At 45.2% G+C, this 20832-nt stretch carries 19 protein-coding genes; 9 read left to right on the top strand and 10 right to left on the bottom strand.

The annotated features are described in order from the left end of the window. Window positions 1–11 precede the first annotated feature (11 nt). From QGP82_RS15055 to QGP82_RS15020, 8 genes are all read right to left on the bottom strand, one after another. Window positions 12–2342: a methyl-accepting chemotaxis protein gene (locus QGP82_RS15055; protein WP_499060008.1), complete on the bottom strand. Its 2331-nt coding sequence runs from the start codon at window positions 2340–2342 to the stop codon at window positions 12–14. A 61-nt stretch (window positions 2343–2403) separates the two neighbouring features. Further along, the gene (locus tag QGP82_RS15050) at window positions 2404–2952 is read right to left on the bottom strand and encodes a chemotaxis protein CheW (RefSeq protein WP_163670829.1); all 549 of its coding nucleotides are present in this window, start codon (window positions 2950–2952) and stop codon (window positions 2404–2406) included. Next, window positions 2949–3314 carry a response regulator gene (locus QGP82_RS15045; RefSeq protein WP_006519718.1) on the bottom strand — a complete coding sequence of 122 codons (366 nt, stop codon included), beginning with the start codon at window positions 3312–3314 and terminating at the stop codon, window positions 2949–2951. Before QGP82_RS15045 ends, QGP82_RS15050 begins: the two co-directional genes overlap by 4 nt. Before the next feature lie 116 nt (window positions 3315–3430). Beyond that, window positions 3431–4714 (bottom strand): response regulator, encoded by a 1284-nt coding sequence (locus QGP82_RS15040; RefSeq protein WP_163670827.1) that lies wholly within the window; start codon window positions 4712–4714, stop codon window positions 3431–3433. A 1543-nt stretch (window positions 4715–6257) separates the two neighbouring features. After that, window positions 6258–6806 (bottom strand): CBS domain-containing protein, encoded by a 549-nt coding sequence (locus QGP82_RS15035; RefSeq protein ID WP_499060006.1) that lies wholly within the window; start codon window positions 6804–6806, stop codon window positions 6258–6260. 189 nt (window positions 6807–6995) lie between these two features. Then, complete coding sequence (locus QGP82_RS15030) at window positions 6996–7457, bottom strand: CBS domain-containing protein (protein ID WP_163670822.1); 462 nt, start codon at window positions 7455–7457, stop codon at window positions 6996–6998. A gap of 78 nt (window positions 7458–7535) precedes the next feature. Next, a complete protein-coding gene (locus QGP82_RS15025; RefSeq protein ID WP_163700366.1) occupies window positions 7536–7760 on the bottom strand; it encodes a pyruvate formate lyase-activating protein in 225 nt (74 codons plus the stop codon). A 60-nt stretch (window positions 7761–7820) separates the two neighbouring features. Continuing rightward, on the bottom strand, window positions 7821–8117 hold the full coding sequence (locus QGP82_RS15020; protein WP_006519722.1) for a 2Fe-2S iron-sulfur cluster-binding protein: 297 nt from the start codon (window positions 8115–8117) through the stop codon (window positions 7821–7823). A gap of 171 nt (window positions 8118–8288) precedes the next feature. Here QGP82_RS15020 and QGP82_RS15015 point away from each other — a divergent pair, with 171 nt between their 5' ends. Both QGP82_RS15015 and QGP82_RS15010 read left to right on the top strand, forming a co-directional pair. Then, entirely contained in the window at window positions 8289–8660 is a 372-nt protein-coding gene (locus QGP82_RS15015; protein ID WP_163670818.1) for a recombinase family protein, read from the top strand. Window positions 8661–8915: 255 nt separating this feature from the next. Continuing rightward, a complete protein-coding gene (locus QGP82_RS15010) occupies window positions 8916–10010 on the top strand; it encodes a CBS domain-containing protein (protein ID WP_499060063.1) in 1095 nt (364 codons plus the stop codon). Window positions 10011–10118: 108 nt separating this feature from the next. On the opposite strand, the gene QGP82_RS15005 is transcribed toward QGP82_RS15010, so the two are convergent. Next, window positions 10119–11318: a M20 family metallopeptidase gene (locus tag QGP82_RS15005; RefSeq protein ID WP_499060004.1), complete on the bottom strand. Its 1200-nt coding sequence runs from the start codon at window positions 11316–11318 to the stop codon at window positions 10119–10121. Between the two features lie 381 nt (window positions 11319–11699). Here QGP82_RS15005 and QGP82_RS15000 point away from each other — a divergent pair, with 381 nt between their 5' ends. The 4 genes from QGP82_RS15000 (at window position 11700) to QGP82_RS14985 (ending at window position 15402) form a co-directional block, all read left to right on the top strand. Further along, window positions 11700–12425, top strand: coding sequence for a DUF928 domain-containing protein (locus QGP82_RS15000; RefSeq protein WP_163670797.1), 726 nt, complete (start codon window positions 11700–11702; stop codon window positions 12423–12425). Window positions 12426–12452: 27 nt separating this feature from the next. Further along, the gene (locus QGP82_RS14995) at window positions 12453–12593 is read left to right on the top strand and encodes a hypothetical protein (protein WP_499060002.1); all 141 of its coding nucleotides are present in this window, start codon (window positions 12453–12455) and stop codon (window positions 12591–12593) included. 256 nt (window positions 12594–12849) lie between these two features. After that, on the top strand, window positions 12850–13518 hold the full coding sequence (locus QGP82_RS14990; RefSeq protein WP_499060000.1) for a response regulator: 669 nt from the start codon (window positions 12850–12852) through the stop codon (window positions 13516–13518). Continuing rightward, window positions 13519–15402: a sensor histidine kinase gene (locus QGP82_RS14985; RefSeq protein ID WP_163670793.1), complete on the top strand. Its 1884-nt coding sequence runs from the start codon at window positions 13519–13521 to the stop codon at window positions 15400–15402. It begins immediately after the preceding gene. A gap of 888 nt (window positions 15403–16290) precedes the next feature. Here QGP82_RS14985 and QGP82_RS14980 read toward each other — a convergent pair. Further along, complete coding sequence (locus QGP82_RS14980) at window positions 16291–16596, bottom strand: hypothetical protein (protein ID WP_163670791.1); 306 nt, start codon at window positions 16594–16596, stop codon at window positions 16291–16293. Between the two features lie 699 nt (window positions 16597–17295). Between QGP82_RS14980 and QGP82_RS14975 the strand changes: the two genes are divergently transcribed. The 3 genes from QGP82_RS14975 (at window position 17296) to QGP82_RS14965 (ending at window position 20832) form a co-directional block, all read left to right on the top strand. Further along, on the top strand, window positions 17296–18195 hold the full coding sequence (locus tag QGP82_RS14975; protein ID WP_163670788.1) for a response regulator transcription factor: 900 nt from the start codon (window positions 17296–17298) through the stop codon (window positions 18193–18195). A 160-nt stretch (window positions 18196–18355) separates the two neighbouring features. Next, window positions 18356–18619, top strand: coding sequence for a hypothetical protein (locus QGP82_RS14970; RefSeq protein WP_499059997.1), 264 nt, complete (start codon window positions 18356–18358; stop codon window positions 18617–18619). A gap of 497 nt (window positions 18620–19116) precedes the next feature. Beyond that, on the top strand, window positions 19117–20832 hold the full coding sequence (locus tag QGP82_RS14965; protein ID WP_499059995.1) for a WD40 domain-containing protein: 1716 nt from the start codon (window positions 19117–19119) through the stop codon (window positions 20830–20832).

The raw sequence follows: 20832 nt of genomic DNA, 5'->3' as shown, positions 1-20832 counted from the left end.
GCGATGGTTGATTACATATCTGTCTTGACTTTGAACTGGTCCACAGCGGATTCCAGTTCGCGGGCAACTTCTACCGTATTTTGTAGTCTTCCGGCTACGGCGCGGGAAGAATCTGATGTGCGTTTAGAAGCTTGCGTAATCTGTTGCATAAGCTGAGTAACCGTCTGGGATGTTTCAGCCTGTGAAACGGTTGCTTTAGAAATAGACTGTAGTAGCTCGTCAATTTTCTGTGATACTTCCACAATCTGTCCCAGGCCTTCTTTAGTTTCTTGTACTAGCTGAGTACCTTCTACCACCTGGGTTGTACCCCGTTCCATGGCTTCTACCACGTCTCGGGTACCCATCTGAATGTTTTTCACAATCTGCTCAATCTCTTTGGTGGCTGCTGCCGACTGTTCCGCCAGCTGGCCAACCTCACTTGCAACCACTGCGAAACCTTGACCTTCTTCCCCTGCGTGGGCCGCCTCAATACTGGCGTTTACGGCTAGCAGGTTAGTCTTCATGGCAATTTCGTTAATCAGCGAAACCACCTGAGAAATCTGCTGCGACGATTCACCCAGCTGTTTTACCTTCTTACCGGTTTCTGCCACCGTAGACCGCAGGTCTAGAATACTTTCTACCGTACGGTCCATGGCAGTTCCACTGTCTTGGGCTGCATTGGATGCCACCTGTGCTACCTGTGCCGCCTGCCGGGCGTTGTCGGCCACCTCTTGAATTGAGTTAGACATCTGCTCAACTGAATTCAGAGTGTTGGTAATTTCGTCCATCTGAGCCAGGGCTTCATCGGCCAGTTCGCGAATCGCACCTTCACTCTGGTCAATAGACGAATTTACCTGTCCAGTTGCCTGTTTCACCTGGACAACGATTGAACGTAGGTTCTCAATAATGGCGTTGAAAACGTCACCGATAATACCAATTTCACCCGCCGTTAGCTCTGTACGTACCGTGAGGTTACCGTTAGACGCTTCTTCCATCTCGTTCAAAAGCTGCACCAGTTCGCGCTGTAGAACCTCGTTACGTTTACGTTCTTCTTCAGCGCGTTCTACCTGGGCTTGGGCAGAAATTTGTTGCTGCACCGATTCTTCTTGCTTCACCAGCAGGGTTTGAATTTGTGATGCCATCAGGTTGATATTGCTTCCCAACTGGGCGATTTCGTCTGCGCCCTGGGTGTTGATTCGGGTGCCAAAGTCACCTTGACCCAAGCGTTTTACCGAATCGGTAATTTGCAAAATCGGTAGGGTAGCTCGGGTGGCCACCAGGGTTGCGATCGCAGCCACCAGCAACACCGTAATTCCCGTACCCACAAGCACCGTGTTCAACAGCTGCCGTGATGCCACATAGGCCGTGGACGTGTCCACCAAACTAACGACACTCCAGTTCAGCTGTGGATCTTCGTCACCGTTAAGAATAGGAGCGTAGGCTGTTAGCTGAGGATTGTTCCCTGCGTTTAGAACCGAAATCTGAGGTTCTCTATCCTGCAACCAGGACACCCGATCAGAGAGGTTAGCCAGAATTGGGTTGAGTTCTGTGCCTTCCGTGTTGGTCAGAAAGATCTCTTCATTAGCGTCGATTAGCCCCACCTCAGCCTGTTGAGCCGTAAAATCACTGATACGTTGCTTTAGTTCCTCGAGGTCAAGACGCACACGAACAATAGAGATCATTTCCCCTGTTTGGGTGTCAAAAATTGGCGCAGCCCCCACCAGTACGAATGCCAGATCACCCGCCAAAGGCGCTCTTGGTTGTACCCAGGTAATGTCCTGGGTACTAATCACATTCTGGAACCAGTCAAGTTGACTTACATTGCCTTGAATTACTGAGGGATCTCTGACTGCAATCGGACTGCCGTTGAGGTCCACAACAGCAATATCGTCATAAATCGGTGACGACTCAACCATCCGTCTGAGATACGCATTTCTCTCAGCCGTAGTCATGGCCCCACGCACTTTAGGATCAGCAAATGTGCTCAGCTGTGAAAACGTTCTCAAGTCCTGGAAACGACCATCCATAAACTCTGTCGTAAACTTAGCAATGTCATCTGTTGCTGCTTGTCGAGTATCATTTACCTGAGTTGTTACCCGTTGCTCCACTAGCAAATATCCCAGGCCACCTACCCCCAGTACCGGAGCCACTCCCAGTGAGAGGGCCAGGCCCAGCACCTTTGTTTTAAGCGTCAGTTTTTGCCAAAAGCCTGCGGAGGATGTCTGAGCCCTAGACTGTTCATCGTTCTGACGATTGGCGGTCACGGCGGGAGAATAGCCAGTGGAGTCCATGCTTTCAGGCAGAGTACCGTTGCCGGCGGTGAGGTTGTCCAATTGGGACGGAAATTCGGTGTTAGGGGCCATTGTGGTAATTGCTTAGATGTAAAGTGGATAGAAGGTACAGTGAAAATTAAGCGCTAAAGAATTAACCCCAAGCACTTTGCAAGATGGGAGAACGGGCAATGGCTTCAGCATCCAGAACCAGTAACATCTCATCTTGCTGTAATAAACAACCACGCAGACAAGGGGCGATGCTTGGCGCAAAATGCCCTTTGGGTGTTTGAATTAAATCTAGTGAAAAGCGGATAACTCCCTTCATAGTAGGGACAATCAAACCCAAGAGCGCCTGGTTATGAGCTGTCGAGACAAGCATATTTTGTTGCTGTGCTCTCTGAGCTACCCGGATAATCACAACGTTATAACTACGAGTATTGGACGGTAGTGGAGTAGATAGCAGCATATGGGCCAAATCCACTAGCCACATCACTCGACTCCGCCTAGTGGATAACCCCAGCACACAGGGGGGCATATTTGGCATAGGCGTAATCTGCTTTGCTGGAAGAACAATCACCTCCTGCACCTGCTTCATTGAGAACAGAGCAGGAGTTTGTTCATTCAGCTGAAAACTCAAGCAGGCCGCACCAGACGTTGCCTCAGATTGAATTTGTCGATGGGCAAGAACAGATGACTTCATTGACTTAGACTGTATCGAACGGCGTTAACAAGCTGATCTTCAGTAAAGGGTTTTGTCACATAGACATTGACTCCCTGTTTCATGGCCCAGAGACGATCAATCTCACCTGATTTTGAGGTGCACGCTACGATTGGCACCTTCTGAGTTACCGGATTTTTCTTGAGATTACGACACATTTCTAGGCCGTTCATACCTGGCATCACCAAGTCAGTCACGATCACATTTGGCTGATGCTCAATGGCCTTACTCAACGCTTCTTTTGCATCAGTGGCTACGATGACTGTGTATCCACCTTTCCTCAGATAATTGCTGATAAGTTCCAATTCGTTGATAGAGTCATCGACAACTAAGATCTTAGTCACGTTAGTTCACCTCAAAAGCTGTTGTTTGAATGTTGTTTGGGAAAATCAATCCATCAAAGACATATTCAAATAGTCAGAAATTATATGTAAATAAAACTGACTATTTTAGATATCTTTTAAGACAGGTTTCTAGATATCACATCTAGCAAACTAGCTCTATTAAAAGGTTTCTCCAAATAATCGGTAGCACCTACTAATTTAGCTCTTGTCTTATTGATAATCCCTTTCTTGCCTGTTACCATTACAACAGGTATATCTTCAAATCCGGGAAGACGTCTCAGCATTCTACATAATTCATATCCACTAATTGTTGGCATTGTTAGGTCTAACAAAATAATATCTGGCTTCAGCCGTTTTAGTTGAAATGTAGCTTTAATGGGCTCAATAAATTTAAAGACAGAGAAGTTTTCTTCACCTAAAAAACGTTCGATCTGATCTAATGTATTTGGGCTGTCATCAACACAGGCAATTACAGGTCGAGATTTTTGTTTTTTATGGGAGTTTGATGACAAATAAGGGCTTCTATTTGAATTTATCCCTTTGATTGGATCTATGCCTTGGGCCTTTTTTGCTAGTGGTTTTTCTAGCCCTGTTAGTCGATCAAATGGAGATTCCGGTGCCCGTAGTAGGATTGATTGATTCTCAATGTAGGGATGCAAAAACTTAGCAACATCCAGTTCATCTTGCTGCAAAATAGCTGCGATATGACGAATGCTATATCCCCGTAAAATGTTGCCTAACTTACTTTTTAATCTGGGGGAAATAGAATCCGAATTGTTAGTGTTAAAGAAAGTATCCTGACTGACAATATAAGGTCTCTGATGTGGAGATGTAATTAAGGGGCGTAGTAGTTTCCAAGTTTTGATACGTGCCTGGCAATCTTCAATGGTTGCCTTAGGATCAAGCCTGGTAAATATTGGGATTTCAAAAAGTTCTCTTTCAATTCTGACGGCTCCCCCTGACAGAGATAGGAACGACTCAATGGCTTCTCTTGTCAGCTGTTCTATCAGCTCTTGGGCCTGCCATAATTCGAGATATTTTTGGTCGATTAGATAGCAAATGATTTGATAGTCAAAATATTGGATTGATTGAGTATTCTCAGGTTCTATATTTAGTAACTCTTCAGAATTTTCCTCAAGCCAGGCAAATGCTTTTTGACTCATAGCAGCTAATTTAAGCTTGAGCCACTTTAAGGTATATGCGAGGCTTTTATCTGATGCATAGGATGCATAGTTAAGTTTGCCGTCTTTGAAATAAATCCACCACGACATTGATTTTGCATCAACTTCTAAGCATCCGCTTCCATAGGTATGAACGAAGCTTGCTAGCAAAACCAGAGGTTGAAAGCTACGGATGGTTTTGGTGGTATTTGTGAGTCTTGACTTTTGCAAGCTTTTCATAAAGTTCATGTCCTTACAATTCCCGTAGGCCTCAATTCATTAGCTATTACCTAATGTCAAATCAAAAAATCGAGACAATGTGAATTCGTTAAAGCTAAAAACTCTCAAACGTCAGAGGATTTTTAAGCATTCGAATAAAGTTCGAAGAATCTATTGGTAAATCGATTATCGATTGAAAATAGGTTTAAAAAGTTCCTAAGAATCCCAAAAATCATTGATTTTGCTGAAATCTTAAGACATACCTTGAAACCCATTCTTTTTGAGGTTAATATTTAGTCTAGAAATAGATTTTATACATCTACTTCTATGTGATTTTTTGACTTGAAGCAAAGGGAAACACAATCGATACAAAGAATTATTCACTGTTTGAAGTCGTTTCTCCGGTAATCTAATTCGAAACTTTAGTACTGGTTTTGAATGGACTTCTAGTGATGTTATAAAGTGCGATTGCTTTGTATTAATGGCCAAGATCAGGTATTAACCATAGCAATGTATTGTCGTGAAAACCATATACATTGTGCTTCAGGCAAGAACTGTCCCATTCATGTACCTGCTAAGGTCCCATACCTTAAAATTTGACCAATAACAATCTAGCAATGTATTGCACATTTAGGCTGTCTCAGCCAAAGCTTATTCAAAGGTTGTTGTTTTAGGGAAATCTCGGTTATATTTTTATATGAGAAATATAAGAGATCTTTCATGCCTTGAGACGTATCATTACTTGTTCAGATGCCGAGTATGTTTGGGTATCAAAAGACACTGGTTTTATGATCCCATGCCTAGATGGCCTGATGTTGTAGCTAGTTTTCTCTAGAAGTGTTTGATGTGGTAGATAAACCTGCTTTGCTAGTTGGCAGATGCTAACAGATTAGCCGATGTGCACTTCTAGACGATGTAGATGTTCCGTTCTTAATACAATATTCTACCAGACTCGATGTTTTCATGTAGACCAAAGTAGATTTATCAATACTTTTTGTATTGCAGGGTTATCTTCTGGGTATGAAAAAAATGTCCTGATCTAAATTCAGGCATTTGAAGAGCTTAAGCTGCTTGAGAGACCCTACAGCTCTGACAATATCTTAATCTGGAATATCTACATCGTTAGGAAACGTAGACATTATATAGTTAGGAAACGTGGACATTATCCATAGGGTATCTATTGTGTGGGTGATGAATTAATAAATGAAGTCTTTGGTCATGGTGTGGCTAGTGACCTGTGTAGAGCCCTAGACTAAAGTATGATAGGGAGCTGATCTGAGTGGCTTAATGAATTGATGTAATGCGCGATCGCATCCCAATCATCTGTGTCTGGAGTCCGTCTAAAGCGTCCCATTAGCCTACATTTAGCCATTTAAAAACTGAGGTTCCTTCAGTCCAGAACTATCACCCTTGGACGATTCGCTTTAAGTTGGGTCAAATCCGTCACTTTATTAGCTGACACGTTCCTGAACTTTAAAGTGCAGGGAGTTACCCTCTGTTCTGTCTTGGTCAAGAACAGAGGGTTTTAATCTTTACGGTTGCTATCGATTAGTCCGAACGAACGTTAGCTTTTTTTAGTCGCTCTTTGATGGGCTGCCGTTGCCTGTAGTTCTTCGACTATATCCCAAGCAGCAGCACAGGCAGGGGATGTGGCACCCTGGTCCTCACACACTTTGCGCGCTTCTTGACGGGCGACATCAATTTCATCTTCAATGAATAGTCGCTTAGGTTTCTCTACAAAGTCACTTTTACAGAGGATGTCTGACACTGAGATAATGCCCATCAGACGTCCCTGAACAACTGGAGCCCGACGGATCTTAGTATTGGTAAACAAGCGGGCTACGTACTCCACACCCAGATCTGGTGGTACGACAATGCAAGGCTTAGTCATAATCTCAAACACCCTCATTTCTTTAGGATTGTGACCGTAGGCCGCTACCTTATAGACGATATCGGTTTCCGTCACCATGCCGTAGGGATCGTCTTCATTTCTCCGGTCTACGATCAATGCGCGCAATCCTTTGTTTTTCATCAGTTCAACTGCTTCAGCAACGGTGGCCGAACCACTAATGGTAATTACATCAGCGGTCATAATATCTTTTGCCTGCATCATGATTGCTCTGTTCCTCGTCAAAAAGAAGATAAGTAAAAGAGATTCTCAGTTTGGGAGAATCTCTTGCGTCTGACTTTAATTAATTGGTAATTCAAGCCCTAGGCCCTAGCTTCAAGTTTATAAGCATAGGCTGAATTTTAGGGGCAGGCCCTAACGTTTATTCCGTACCTGATATCTTTAGCCTGATGCCTAAACATCATATTCCCGCTGTTGCAGAACTTCTGGATTATCCATGTAGGCATCATTCCCATAGAAATCCTTCTTTGGTTTTTCGACAAAGTCGCTCTTGCGTAAAATGTCTGAAATTGAAATGACGCCGAGTAGACGGCCCTGAACTACGGGAGCACGACGAATTTTAGTATTGGCAAACAAACGCGCTACATATTCTACCCCCAGCTCTGGTGTCACTACAATGCAGGGCTTGGTCATAATCTGATAAACCCGCATTTCTTTAGGGTCATGGCCATGGGCGGCTACTTTGTACACGATGTCAGTTTCTGTCACCATGCCATAAGGATCGTCTTCGTTGCGACGATCTACAATCAGTGCTCGTAGTCCCTTTTCTTTCATCAAGGCAACAGCTTCAGCCACTGTCGCTGAGCCGCTAATGGAGACCACATCCTGGGTCATGATTTCTCTTGCTGCCATCATTGTCGCAAATCTCCTGATCTACAAATAAAAAGCTTAAAAAGCTTCTATGGATAGGCGTTGGGCAAAACGTCTGATGTTTTAAAAGCCTGCTATGTAGGCCTCGAGGACTGCATCACTCTTGGTGCAGAGCACCATTAAATAATCGCAATGGTCACAAACAGTTCGCGTCACAAAGTCATCAGCTGCACATCGCTGTGCTACCTGTTCAGATAACTGACTAAGGTCTAAAAAGTAGCGATCAGCAATGGCTCCGCAATATGGACAATGAACTTGTTGAGAGGAAAAGGGTGTAAATTCCGGCATGGCGATTGGCCCATCATATAAATTAGGCGTTGCTAGTTCTTATATGAATCATCAACAGTTTTATTCAAGGTTGTCTTCTTGGTGGGTTTGAATGGTGCAATCAGACTGGGGATAGGCTACGCAAGTTAGAACAAATCCGGCTTCAATTTGTTCATCTTCCAGAAATGACTGATCTGATTGATCTATGCTGCCAGCAACTAGTTTGCCAGCGCAGGTAGAACAAGCACCAGAACGGCAAGAAACCGGTAAATCAATGCCTTGCTCTTCAGCTGCATCAACAATGTATTGATCGTCAGGCACGTCAATAACTTGCTGTGCACCATCTTCGCCAATTAGTGTCACCTTATACGTCGCCATCAATTATTCTCCTCTCTACAAAAAATACAGCTGCTTTTCCCCTGCGGAAGTAGGCCTAGCCACGATTAAGTTTGTTAGGCTACTAGCAGAACCGCATCCCAAACACCGATATGCTAGGAGTACTGGGTGCCATTTGGGTTCCATACTTATTACCATCCGTTCATAGTTCCTATGTCTACCGACGCTCAAAAGAACCCCATTTGGGAAAGACTAGAATTAGGAAGACGTAGTAAAGCAGCCCAGGGAGGATATGCTGGCTACGGTTCGCCTCCATTTGGAGAAAAAACGGTCGATGGCAATTTAGTGGCCGATGAAAAAGAACAGCAAATCATTGAGCTGATACGTCGTCACCATAAGTCTGGAAAATCGCTACAGCAAATTGCTAACTGGATGAATACCCAGGGCTATAAGACTAAGCGGGGTAAAGAATGGCAGCGCATATCGGTTAAGCGTGTCCTAGACAGGCTCTACGGAAAAACGCCCAGAGTAACGGGTGAGCCTGGCAAGCCTGCCAATGCATCTGATAATGAGGCTGAGGCATAACCTAAACCCCTCCAAACGCTATTCATATGGGCTTTTGGGTTGATGTAATGTTACATCCTTAACTATATACCTCAGGGTAGCTAAAGTCCATGCTTGGTAAAGTTTTAATCTTGTTTATGTGTTACATCCCTAATGACCCTTGATAAGGCCTTGAATTCAATGCCTATGCCCGACATCAATTGTGCTGAGCTGGGTGACTATCAGATTCCTGATGGGAGCGCCACGCCGTTTGATCCATGGCAAACGGTCACTCCGATGATGACAGACGCCATTGATCGCCAGGTATTAAAGGTATCTCCTGATTGGCCTTTGGGTGAGGCGATCGCAACTATGGGTGCTATACGGAGTAACTGTGGGTTGACGACGGGCAGCTCTAATCACCGCCATTCTAGTTGTGTTTTGATCGTAGATAATGATCAGACCATTGGTATTTTTACCGAGCGCGATATTGTCAGACTGACTGCCGATGGTGTGGATTTAAGTGCGCTCACCGTTGCTGATGTCATGACATCGCCGGTCAAGACCCTACAACAGTCGGCGTTTCAAGATATTTTTGCGGTCCTATTTTTATTCCGTCGCTATCGGATTCGGCATTTGCCCATCGTTGATGAGCACAATAAACCCGTGGGTATTGTCACCCCCGATAGTATTCGGCGGGTACTGCGTCCGGCAAATTTGCTCAGGATGCGGCGGGTTGCGGATGTGATGTCCACCAATGTGATCCATGCGTCGCCCAATACGCCGGTGATGCAGCTGGCTCAGCAGATGGCAGAACACCGAGTCAGCTGCATTGTGATTGTCGAAGTGGATAGTCATGATACCGACCGCCGTGAGCTCCAGGCCTTTACGCCCATGGGCATTGTCACAGAGCGCGATATTGTGCAATTTCAGGCCCTGGAGCTAAATCTACAGCGATTAACGGCTCAGGATGTGATGAGCACACCGCTATTTTTGTTAGAGCCTACGGATTCTTTGTGGACAGCTCATCAAGCAATGCAAACACGCCATGTGCGCCGTCTGGTGGTGTCCTGGAATTGGGGCAGCGGTTTGGGCATTGTCACCCAAACCAGTCTGCTGAGAGTATTTGATCCCATTGAGATGTACGGTATCATCGAGAGCCTTCAGCGTACCTTGCACCAAATTGGGGAGGGCTCCCCCTCAGCCCAGAATCTGAGGACAACACCCCAGCCTGCGAAAAACGCAGACCAGATCACCAACCTACTATTTGATATTGAAACTAAGCTACTGGGCTTATCAGATGACGCTAATGTGAGGTCAGATCAGCAACAGGGTTTGGTGCAAGGTGCATTGCGATCGCTACAGCAGGTACAGGCAATATTGGGGCAATAGGGGGTATTGGTTCTTAGGTATTGGTTCTTAGGTATTGGTTGATTGTTGTTAAATGGGTGCTCCCCATTAAAGGCCTTGAACTAAGAGCCCGTAACCAATAACCAATACCTACCCCCCCTTCCTCTCAACCTGTTGCCAATACTCATAAACGCTGGTTGCCATCGTCAGCACACCAGTTGCGATCGCCTCCTCATTCACTTCAAACTTAGGGTGATGCAGCGGATGATTGTGTCGTCCCTCAAATCCGACGCCTAAGCGGAACATGGTGCCAGGTACCCGTTCGGTGTAGAGGGCAAAATCTTCAGAGCCCATGGAGGGTTCAGCTAGCCATTCGATGTGACTATCGCCCAGGGCAGTTTGGGCGGCATTGGCAACGATGGCCACTAAGTGGTCGGTGTTGATCACCGAGGCCACTCGCCGCTGATAGTTAAGTTCGTACTTAGCACCATGCATGGCACAGACACCCGCGACAATTTCTTCGATCCAGATGGGGAGTTTGGCATAGATGTCAGGCTGAAGCGATCGCACCGTTCCCTGCATGACGACGCGGTCAGCGATGACGTTGGCCGCTTTGCCCCCAGAAATTTTGCCAATGGTAATGACAGCAGGATGTAGCGGGTTTAGTCGCCGGCTGATGGACTGCTGTAGGGTGGTCATCACCTGGGAGGCCACCCAAATGGCATCAATGGCCTCATGGGGGCGAGCGCCATGGCCCGACTCGCCAATGATGACAATCTCTAGATCATCCGCTGCTGCTGTTAAGACGCCGCGTCGCAGTCCAACTTTACCGGCCTTGATACTGGGAAACACATGTACCCCAAAGATCGCCGCCACATCTGCTAGGACATCATCGGCAATCATCCACTTCGCCCCCTGCACCGTCTCCTCAGCGGGCTGAAATAAAAATCGCGTGGTCCCAGCAAAGGGCTGCTGTTCAGTCAGTTCTGCCAGCACCATGGCGGTACCTAATCCTACGGTGGTGTGCACATCATGGCCACAGGCGTGCATAATGCCCCGATTTTTAGAAACAAAGGGCAAATCCACCTGCTCGGGAATGGGCAAAGCATCCATGTCCGTACGTATGGCCAGGATGTCAGAAATTTGTCCAGTGCCTTCTAGATTGGCAACAACACCGGTTTTGCCAATCATTTCTTGCACATGAAATCCGTAGGATGACATCACCCCCGCCACATAGGCAGCCGTTTGGTATTCTTGACCACTCAGTTCTGGATGGGCGTGGATGTGACGACGAATTTCGATCAGGCGGGGGGTGATTTTTTGGGTAATGGCTTGAATCTGGCTGAGCATTGCGGAAAATACTGACTACTGAATGTTGACTAAGGTAAGCGGAAGACGACGGCGTTGCTAGGCAGCGGTCTGAATTAAGCTGCGAGATGCTGAGAATTGACAGGGCATTGCTGATCCTTGGGATAGCTTTAGTTGTAAGACACCGTTCAATAGCAATCGCTCTAGACCGGTGAATCCTCTGAATCAGCAATTGCATTGGCAAATTTTCGACAAAAGCATACTTCAAACTGGTAACGATGACTGTTTATATGGCGTAGGGTCGTTGGATAAAAGATATCCGTGAAAGGAAAACTAGCTGCTGCTGGAAAACGTCCTATATATTTAAGAAAACTGGGGCAGAGTTCGAGAGTTGTGAATGGTGGTGTCTATCGTGGAATCAAAATGAAAAATCATTCCTTGATAAAAGTTTTAGGCATTGTCTGGGTGGCTAGCAACCTGAGTGCGATCGCATATGCTGATTATCAGCCCACCAGATCAGACGGCTCAGCGCCTGAGGGTGTCACCATATCAACCGCCCCTCGTTATTTTCAGCCGGTTAACCCCTCTGCGCCGCAGTCCCCCAGCACACCCACCGGCACCCGACGTGGCGGTTGCTTTAGCGGCGAATCTGCGCCGAGTATTTTTGCCCCTAAGGGCTTTGTTGGGATTACAGCTAACACTCAACCCCAACTGACTTGGTTTTTACCAGACGATGAGCCTGTTCCCGTGGAGTTTAGCTTCTACACGATCGATGCATCGGGCTCCTATGAACTAGAGCATTTACAAATGCTGTCCTATGAACCGGGCATCAACCAGTACCAGCCGCCAGTGGAACTGCAATCTGGAACACGGTATCTATGGCAGTTGGTATTGCAGTGTAACCCCAATCGCCCGTCTTCGGCGCTGGTTTACGAAGCTGAAATTGAGTTTGTTCCCATGTCAGTCAGCACTATTTCTACGACGGCCAACGCCTCGGAAAAAGCTGAAACCTATGCTATGGCTGGTTATTGGTATGATGCCATCTCAATTTTGGGCCAGGGTGAACAGCCCGATGTGGTTGCCATGCGCAGAGCGTTGCTGAATGATTTGGCCATTCTAGAAGATGCGATCGCAACTCCTGAGCATTGACCAGCCGTCACTGATTGTCTTAATTTAATGCAACGGTGGATAAGTCACCATAGGGTGGTTCAACTGGGTTTGGAGCAACCTTTGCCATGGCCTCAGCAACAGGCCGAGCAACAGCGTAGGGTGCTGGGGTATGGGCGCAACATGTTTACTAGTGTTTCAGTCCGCTGAACAACCAGCGCGTATACCCCTAGGCCTGCTAGAAATAAAGGATAGGGAAAAGTTGCAGCTCAGTTTAGATAACCTGACTCCAGACACTATGAACTCCACATCGCTTCAATGGGAATTGAATAAAAATCAACAAATATTTCAACTCTTTATGCCGGGGCGTTGTCGGATGATATGGAGTGATGTCGAGGTGAGTTGTGAGTTTTGCGGGTCTTTATCCCAGTCCCTAATCAACCTTGATCGGAGCCATTACTAGACTATGCCAAATACATCAGAGCTGCACCCTAAGTTAATTGTGATTGTGGATGATCATGAGGCTGTCCTGGCAGGCACCCTCAATCTGTTGCAAACGCAATATCCAGACACCAAATTTCTAACTGGCCAAGATGCTCAATTTGCAAAGGATATCATTGCCCAAGATCAGCCTGATCTGGCGATTATGGATCTTTCTATTCCTCCCCAGGCAAATGCGCCTGCTCAAACAGAGGTTGGCATTCAGCTGCTGCGCGATCTGATGACGGACTACCCACAGCTTAATTTTGTTGTGCAAAGTGCTCATGTACGTTCTTTAGTAAGACTCAAGCCTGCCATTGAAATGCACCAGGGTGGGTTCACCATTTCTGATAAAAGTGCCCCCATGCGAGAGATGTTGACCAAGGTGGACTGGTCGCTGCAAGGTTTGGTCTACACGCCGCGCGAGATGCGGGTCAAACTAGAAGTGAAACCGGAATGGTTAGAGGTATTACGGTTGGCGTTTCAAGAGGGGTTGCAAGATAAAACAATTGCAGAAAAGATGTGCATATCTGAGCGCACCGTACGACACTATTGGACCAGAGTGCAGGATGCCCTGGGGGTATATCCAGATGAGGGAAAAAATATGCGCATTCAAACAGAAATTCGGGCGCGTCAGGAGGGTCTGTTGGATTAAATGGGCACACGCGTCTTCAAACGGTGGCTGCTTGATGGTGTCCGGGGCATTTTACCTGGGATTCCCATTGTTGGTGCTGTGGTGGCGGCTCGACTCCTGGGTATTTTTCAACCCTTTGAGTGGCAGGCGTTGGATGCTGGGTTGCGATCGCGACCCGCAGAAATCACCGATCAGCGCATTACAGTAGTTGCCATCACTGAAGAAGATATTCAAGCCATTGGCGAATACCCACTGCCCAGTGGAGTATTGTCCGATTTACTAACAGACGTGAATCAGTATCAACCCACCGTCATGGGTTTGGACATATTGCGCGACATCCCCATAGAACCCGGTCACAAGGATTTTATTAAAACGATCCAAGACCTGGACAACTTAGTTGTTATCAACAAAATTTTACCGCCCAGTATTCCTCCCCCTACCGATGCTCCAGAATCTCGCATCGGTTTTGTTGACACTCTGTTAGACGATGATGGTTTTGTTCGTCGTAGTCTCTTAGGGGCAACAGATGAGCACAATAACTATCGTTTTTCCTTCACCATCCGCCTGGCTGAAGCTTACCTGGTTCAAGCAGGGCTAATGCTCGAAAATGGCCTTCGTAACCCTAGCGCTATGCGGTTTGGGTCTGTGGAGCTAGTACCCTTTGAACCCAACACAGGAGGATATGTTCAAACAGATGCAGGGGGTGAGCAGATACTCATCAATTTTCGCAGCGGCTCCACCCCATTTGACATCATTACCTATCAAGATATTCAAACTGGGGAGTTCTCTCCAACCCTGCTTAAAGATCGCCTTGTTTTAATTGGAGTCACCGCCCAAAGTGTCAAAGATATCGTCAATACCGCTGCTATTGATGGCTTTAACCCTGGTTTGGTAACCGGTGTAGAATTACAGGCCCATGCCATTAGTCAAATTATCAATGCTGTTTTAGATGATCGCCCTTTATTAAGGGGGTGGCCCGACTGGGTCGAATATACTTGGATTGTCGGCTGGGGTATGTTGGGCATTGTCTTAGCCCGTTTCAAAATTAAAGCCACCTATTACTTTGTCAGCCTTGTCATCCTGGTCTTAGGCCTAACATTTATCAGCTATGGATTGTTATACATCGGCTGGTGGATTCCGCTCATTCCCGCTGCCGTTGCCTTCTTCTTAAATGGTGTCGCCCTATATCCCTCCTATAGAAGACAATATGAGCTGACGCTACGTCTAGAAGATCGTCAGCAGCTTATAGAGCGCACATTTGACCAAATTCACAACGGGCCACTGCAAAAATTGTCGACTATCTTGTCGCGTGTATCCGAAGACCCAAATTTCTCTTCTGACCTACATCGTGACTTACGATCCCTCAATCAAGAATTGCGGGGTATCTATGAAGCCATGCAGCAAGAGTTTCTGGTTGAGGAGAGCTGTTGTTTACAGCTAGATGGTAACCGCATTATTCGATTAAATCAGCCGCTGCATGAAATGCTCTATGAGGTCTATGAACATACGTTACAGCGCAATGAATTCCCTCACTTTGAAGGCATTAAAGTCCACATTAGAACTTTCGAGCCGATGTTAGAACAAGGCTTAAGTGATGATCGCAAGCGAGAGATTGGCCGCTTTTTAGAAGAAGCCCTCTGCAACGTGGGTAAATATGCCAGAAGTTGTTCTCGCTTAGTGGTAATTTGTCGTCAAGAAGACTCTAAAAATATAATTCGCGTTGTAGATAACGGGGTGAGTCAAGATCCTAATCAAAATTATCGACGGATTGGTCGAGGCACTCAGCAAGCAACTAAGCTAGCTAACCATCTGGGCGGTCACTTTGAACGTCAACGTTTGGAACCCCGTGGCGTCTGTAGTGAACTTTATTGGTCCACACGCAAAGCAAAGTGGAAGTCCCGGTGAGGCAGCCAGCCAAGGCACCACAATGCCCGATGATTTTCAATGCAAAGACGAGTCACTCCTATCAAAGTGGAGAGGAGTGACTTAGAACGTTTGTTTCCTACGACCGCTCTGTTAGGGAGTTGAAGCCCTCTTCGGAAACAATAAAGGTGAGGAAGCGACAAAAACTCACCACCGCCCTAGTCTATAGGTTGCGTGTTGCTCAAACCTTTGACGTCGCTCTCCTTCAAGGTCTGATAATGGGACATAGCGGTACAACACCCAGCCAACACAGTTTCAGGCTGTATAACCTGATACGCTCAAAGATAACGAGCAAAAATCAAAAATTATTCGTTGCTTCATATCTGCTTAAGCTTTGCTCCATATTTTGCAGTATTTCTCCATATTTGTTTATTTATTAGGAGACTCAGATCAGCCTTTATAAATTCAAGACGTGCTATCTATTGTCTTGCAATATGGAGCGAGCTGATTTGCTGGATTGAGATTAAGGTATCCGCCAGTGCTGGTTAAGGAGACAAATCGAACTATAGGATCCCCTAAATTATGATGGTTCAGATTTCAGTCTTTTGAGGAGCAACAATGCTAGACATCATAAATCACGATAGATGTGCCCATCATGTCTGACCGTGGCTAAGTTGCTCAAGGATGCTAGCTGATCTTCAGACTATACCTTAGTTGTATAGCCTGAAAAGTTATAATAATTTATTCTAATAGAAAATCAAAAGTTACCAACGTTTCTTATGTATTAAAATAATTTCCTATGCCTTATTCTTTGTGAGAAAATTCTCATGAAAAACATCAAACAATCAACTGATTTCTCATGAGAAATACAAAGAATCTGGTCGCTACTGGTGACCAGATATTTTATTTAAATGGCATTTAAATAAAATATTAATTATCTGCAAAGTATGACCAATCTAAGCATGTTTGATTCAAAATATTTGCCATTGTGCAAAGCCGGCTCGCAACTTGAGGTGCTCGTTCAAAGTTAGAACCCCAATTCTTGATCGTCTTTTCAGAATAGCCAGTAATGCGATGCAGCTCTTTAATACAAAGTCCCTTGTATCCATATTCAGTGGGCTTAATATTATGCATCTCAGGAACCCACTTAGCGCAGTACTCGGCAGGGCTCAAAGGCTTGTCCATAAACTCGTCTATACCTGATTTCCTTATTTTGGTTCTTTTTACAGTTTGCATTGTGGATTGGTTAGTGTCACATAGTTGCTAATAACTAGCCAAACCATAGGTTATTTAGTCTTCAATGACGACTATTTTCACTCTAAAAAACTATATTTTTTATCTATGCATAGAATAAGTGTTTGGCTCGATTTGTGGGTTTTATTTGGCTAAACCAGAGCTTATCAAAGTTTTTATGCGAGTTCAAACGTGTACAACATGAATCTTTAGTATCAATGGCCGTAATGTTATTTTCAAAACTTATATTCTTATGCTTATAGAAAAGATAGACTTAAGCCAATTTTTCCGGAAAGGACTTAGTCAAACTTGAACCCTTAGCTAAGGTTCATCTACTGAATAAAAGTCTCCTATTCTCCTATTATTAATATTTTGATCATATGGTTTAAATTTGATTGTTCTTATGAGTTAATTGATAGTTGTGGTCCCCTTGGGGACATTGGCAGTACTCATCTGGGCTCTACCGCAAGAGTATTTGGGATATATTTCTTCAGCTAAACGGTCTGTTGTAAATTGATTTACACTGCTTGGAGATGTTGCTAGGCTGATTCTCGTAAGGCAGACCCTGACTCTATTTGGTTGATCATTCTTTTGATAGATCAAAAATATGTCTTGTTGAGAGCAAATAGAGTTATTGCCATCTTTATATAGAATGTAAAGCCTTTCGTTGGGCTTTTACCTGAAAAAAAATAATTTGTTTTCATGGTCAAAATAATACTTATAAGTGATGGTGAGTCAGACTATCAGACACTTGAACAAGGGCTTAATATATACGGATATGACGTAGTTTCAACCAATCGAGGCGATGACGGTCTCCTGTTGGCGCTGACCGAAGCTCCAGATTTGGTGATGGTAGACCTAGATGCACCCGTGGTAGATGGGTGGCAGTTAATTAAAAATCTGAAGCAATCTAGAGCTACGTGGCTGATTCCGGTTATTGTCATAGCAGAGCGATCAGTAGATGGGCAACTGCTCATTCAAGCCGGCTTTGATGCCTATGATCGGAAGCCTCTTTCCCTCAAGCACCTTTTACAAAGAATTGAAATTCTGTTATCTTCTTCAGATTCTCCTCAGGGAAAGGCAAGTACGGTGCAGCCTATTCCGTTGCAACCTCAAACAGTTGATTCTGTACAAAAGAAGATGAGTCTGGAGAAATCCTTATCTTCTACACCAGTTGTTTATGTGGATGACAATCCGACTGATAGTCAGGTGATGTCTGAGATTCTACAGAATGCGGGCTACAGCTACGTTAATATTTCTGATCCTCTACAAGCTTTGCCGCAATTATTGGAGTTAAAGCCCCAGATTATTTTTCTGGACTTAGTTATGCCCATGGCCAATGGCTATGAGCTATGTTCTCAGATTCGGCGTATTACGGGTTTCAAGAAGACGCCAATTGTCATCGTAACCAATAATAATGGCATTATTGATCGGTTGCGCTCCAAATTTGTTGGTGCGTATGGATTTTTGCATAAACCCATCAGAGAGAAACGTGTTCTGGCTATGTTAAAGAAATATGGCTGTAAACCCAATCAGACACTGGCTGATAACATGGTGCCCCTGAGTAGTCTCTCTTCATCAAATACCGTTTTTAAGCGCTAGACTTTAGGCAAAACTTTCTGTATAAAAGGGGCCTAGAGGAAATGTAAGAGAACCGTCAGGATGTGGCACAGTTACGAGGAGACTTAAATGCAGCTATTTGGCTGGTGCATCGTCACCATAGTTTGAGGCCACTGGCCCATCTGGGATGAGGCCACTAGTAATGATTGAAAGAGGTCAAAATGTTCTGTATGGGCAAAATACCACAGATATATCGGAGCATCTCTTACGCGGTACTAGAGGCTTCTCATTAGTCAATATTGTCAAGCAAGAGTCTGTGGATTTTGCAGGTGGTTATGGTTACTTGCTGGAGGCTGAGATGGACGGGATGACTGTGATGCAGTGTGTCTATGTACCAGCTGATGGTCAATATATTCGATCGCTGGCAACAGGGGCGATGCGTTTAGCAATGGACTACCTGCGGTAGAAGAGATTGCTGGTTCAGTTATTGTTAATGATTAGAGGCTGTCATTATGGTTATTTGACTTATCGCGGCGCTCGCTACAAAGCCTGGTAAGTACTCAGCAGATGTGCATTGAGCATTTGCCCTGGCAACCGTCAGGGCTTTTTTCATGTGAGGATATCCTATAAAGCTCTGTCAAAAGGGTGTGAGGCTTGCCAAAATTAGGTGATGGTTGTCCCAGATAAGTCTAAGATTTGCTAGCATGACTCCAAACTTACTATATTATCGTTGTCTTTAGATTCCATGTCCCTGGGTAGCTCGGATTAAGTCGTTGTTGATTTAGAGAATAAATCTATCTGTTAAACGGGTTGATAGCCTACAGTTACTAGGTAGATTCATGCTGAAGATCAGCAATGCCCGAATGATCATCTCGGGAATAACTGTTGTTAAATGACCTAGTCTTCTCTCTATTATTGAGCGGAATCATCTAGCGAATAAAATAATTAGGCACTTTTAAGCTCATGACAAGCTTTAATTATTATTATGACGTGCTCAATTTAGAGCCAGGCAGCACAAAAGAAGATATTAAACGAGCTTATCGCCGTTTAGCCCAGCAGTGGCATCCAGATAAATTTTCTAAAAAGCCAGATCAACTGCCAGAGGCACGGGAGAAATTTGAGTTAATCAAAGAAGCCTACCACAAGCTTATTCATGCTCCCTATGGGGATACATTAAAAAATGTAAGTACTAAAATCTCAGTACGTCCTCCCAGCGCTGAGGAGCATTATCAAGAGGGGATTGGGTTGCTTCGAGCGGGTAAACGTAAACAAGCGGTTGAGAGTTTTAACCAAGCTATTCGCAAAAGGCCAAACTATTTACAAGCGTATCAGGCTCGGGCGTTTACCTTAGAACAGCTCGGTTTAGGCCTGCAAGCTAAAGCCGATTTTGAAAAGGTGGCTACGCTCAAACAGCAAATGTCGTCAGCCCCATCCTCAAACCCTGATGTGAATGGCCGACCTGATGTTGAACGTACATTTCAACGGGGGGTGCTTCAGTTCAAATCGCGAAGATATGGAGCTGCGATTGAACATTTCACTACGGTCATTCATCTTAATCCTAACCATATAGAAGCCTATCGGTATCGCAGCCAGGCCTACTTTCGTCGAGGCTATGACGATAAGGCTAATGCAGATTTTAGACGCCTGCGCGACTTGGAGCAACAAGCTAAGGAACCAGCATCAAGGCCATCGTCCTCATCGAGGCCATCGTCCTCACCGAGAAAGTCCTCACCGAGAAAGTCCTCACCGAGAAAGTCCTCTCATTCAACGTCTAGATCTTTGTCTAGATGGCAGTGTATTCATACGTTGTCGCGCCATACGGGGGATGTTTCTGCTGTTGAGATCGCAAGAGACGGAAAAAAACTAGTCACGGGCAGCCACGATAAAACCCTACGGTTGTGGAGCGTCAAGACCGGCAGTTTACTGAGAACCCTCAGTGGCCATAGTCAAGCAGTTCACTGTGTTGCGGTTAGTTGGGATGGTAAATTGATCGCTAGTGGTAGTGCCGATACCACCATCAAACTTTGGGATATGCGCACAGGGGAATTACTGCGCTCGTTTGGTAATTTAATCTCGGGACATTCAGCTACGGTTACGGCCCTAGCATTTAGCCCCAATAACCAGTTTTTAGTCAGTACGAGTCAAGATGCAACGGTGCGTCTGTGGTCCTTAAAGTCTGGCAAAGAAATTTATGCCCTTAAGGACTATCCAGAAGAAATCTTAGCTTTAGCCATGGGGTGGGATGGCAAAGCCATGGTTTATGGAGGAAACAGTAATCAGCTGCATATACGACACACTAAAACTGGCAAATTAATTCGTTCTTTCTCCATTGATAGCCAACCTAATCGAGCTGTAGCTTTAAGCCGCCAGAGTTCTCTTTTGGCAGTCGGTAGCGGCGACAAAATTGTGATGTGGAATCGTCAGTGCCAGAAAAAACTGTTTGAACTCAAAGGTCATACTGCTGCTGTAAGTTCCTTAGTCTTTAGTACAGGTAATCAGATTGTTGTAAGTGGTAGCTACGATCAAACAATTAAGCTTTGGAATGCAAGCACTGGACAAAATATTGATACTCTAACAGGGCATCAAGCCGCTGTCTGCTCCGTTGCCTGTAGCTTAGATGGCAAAGTGATTGTAAGCAGCAGTGCTGATACAACGGTTAAGATTTGGCAGCAGACTTAA

The organism is Leptothoe sp. LEGE 181152 (assembly GCF_032906605.1).
Taxonomy (GTDB): Bacteria; Cyanobacteriota; Cyanobacteriia; order Phormidesmidales; family Phormidesmidaceae; genus Leptothoe; species Leptothoe turfae.
The sequence above is the reverse complement of the archived record's forward strand: the minus strand, read 5'-3'. Positions and strand labels throughout refer to the sequence as shown.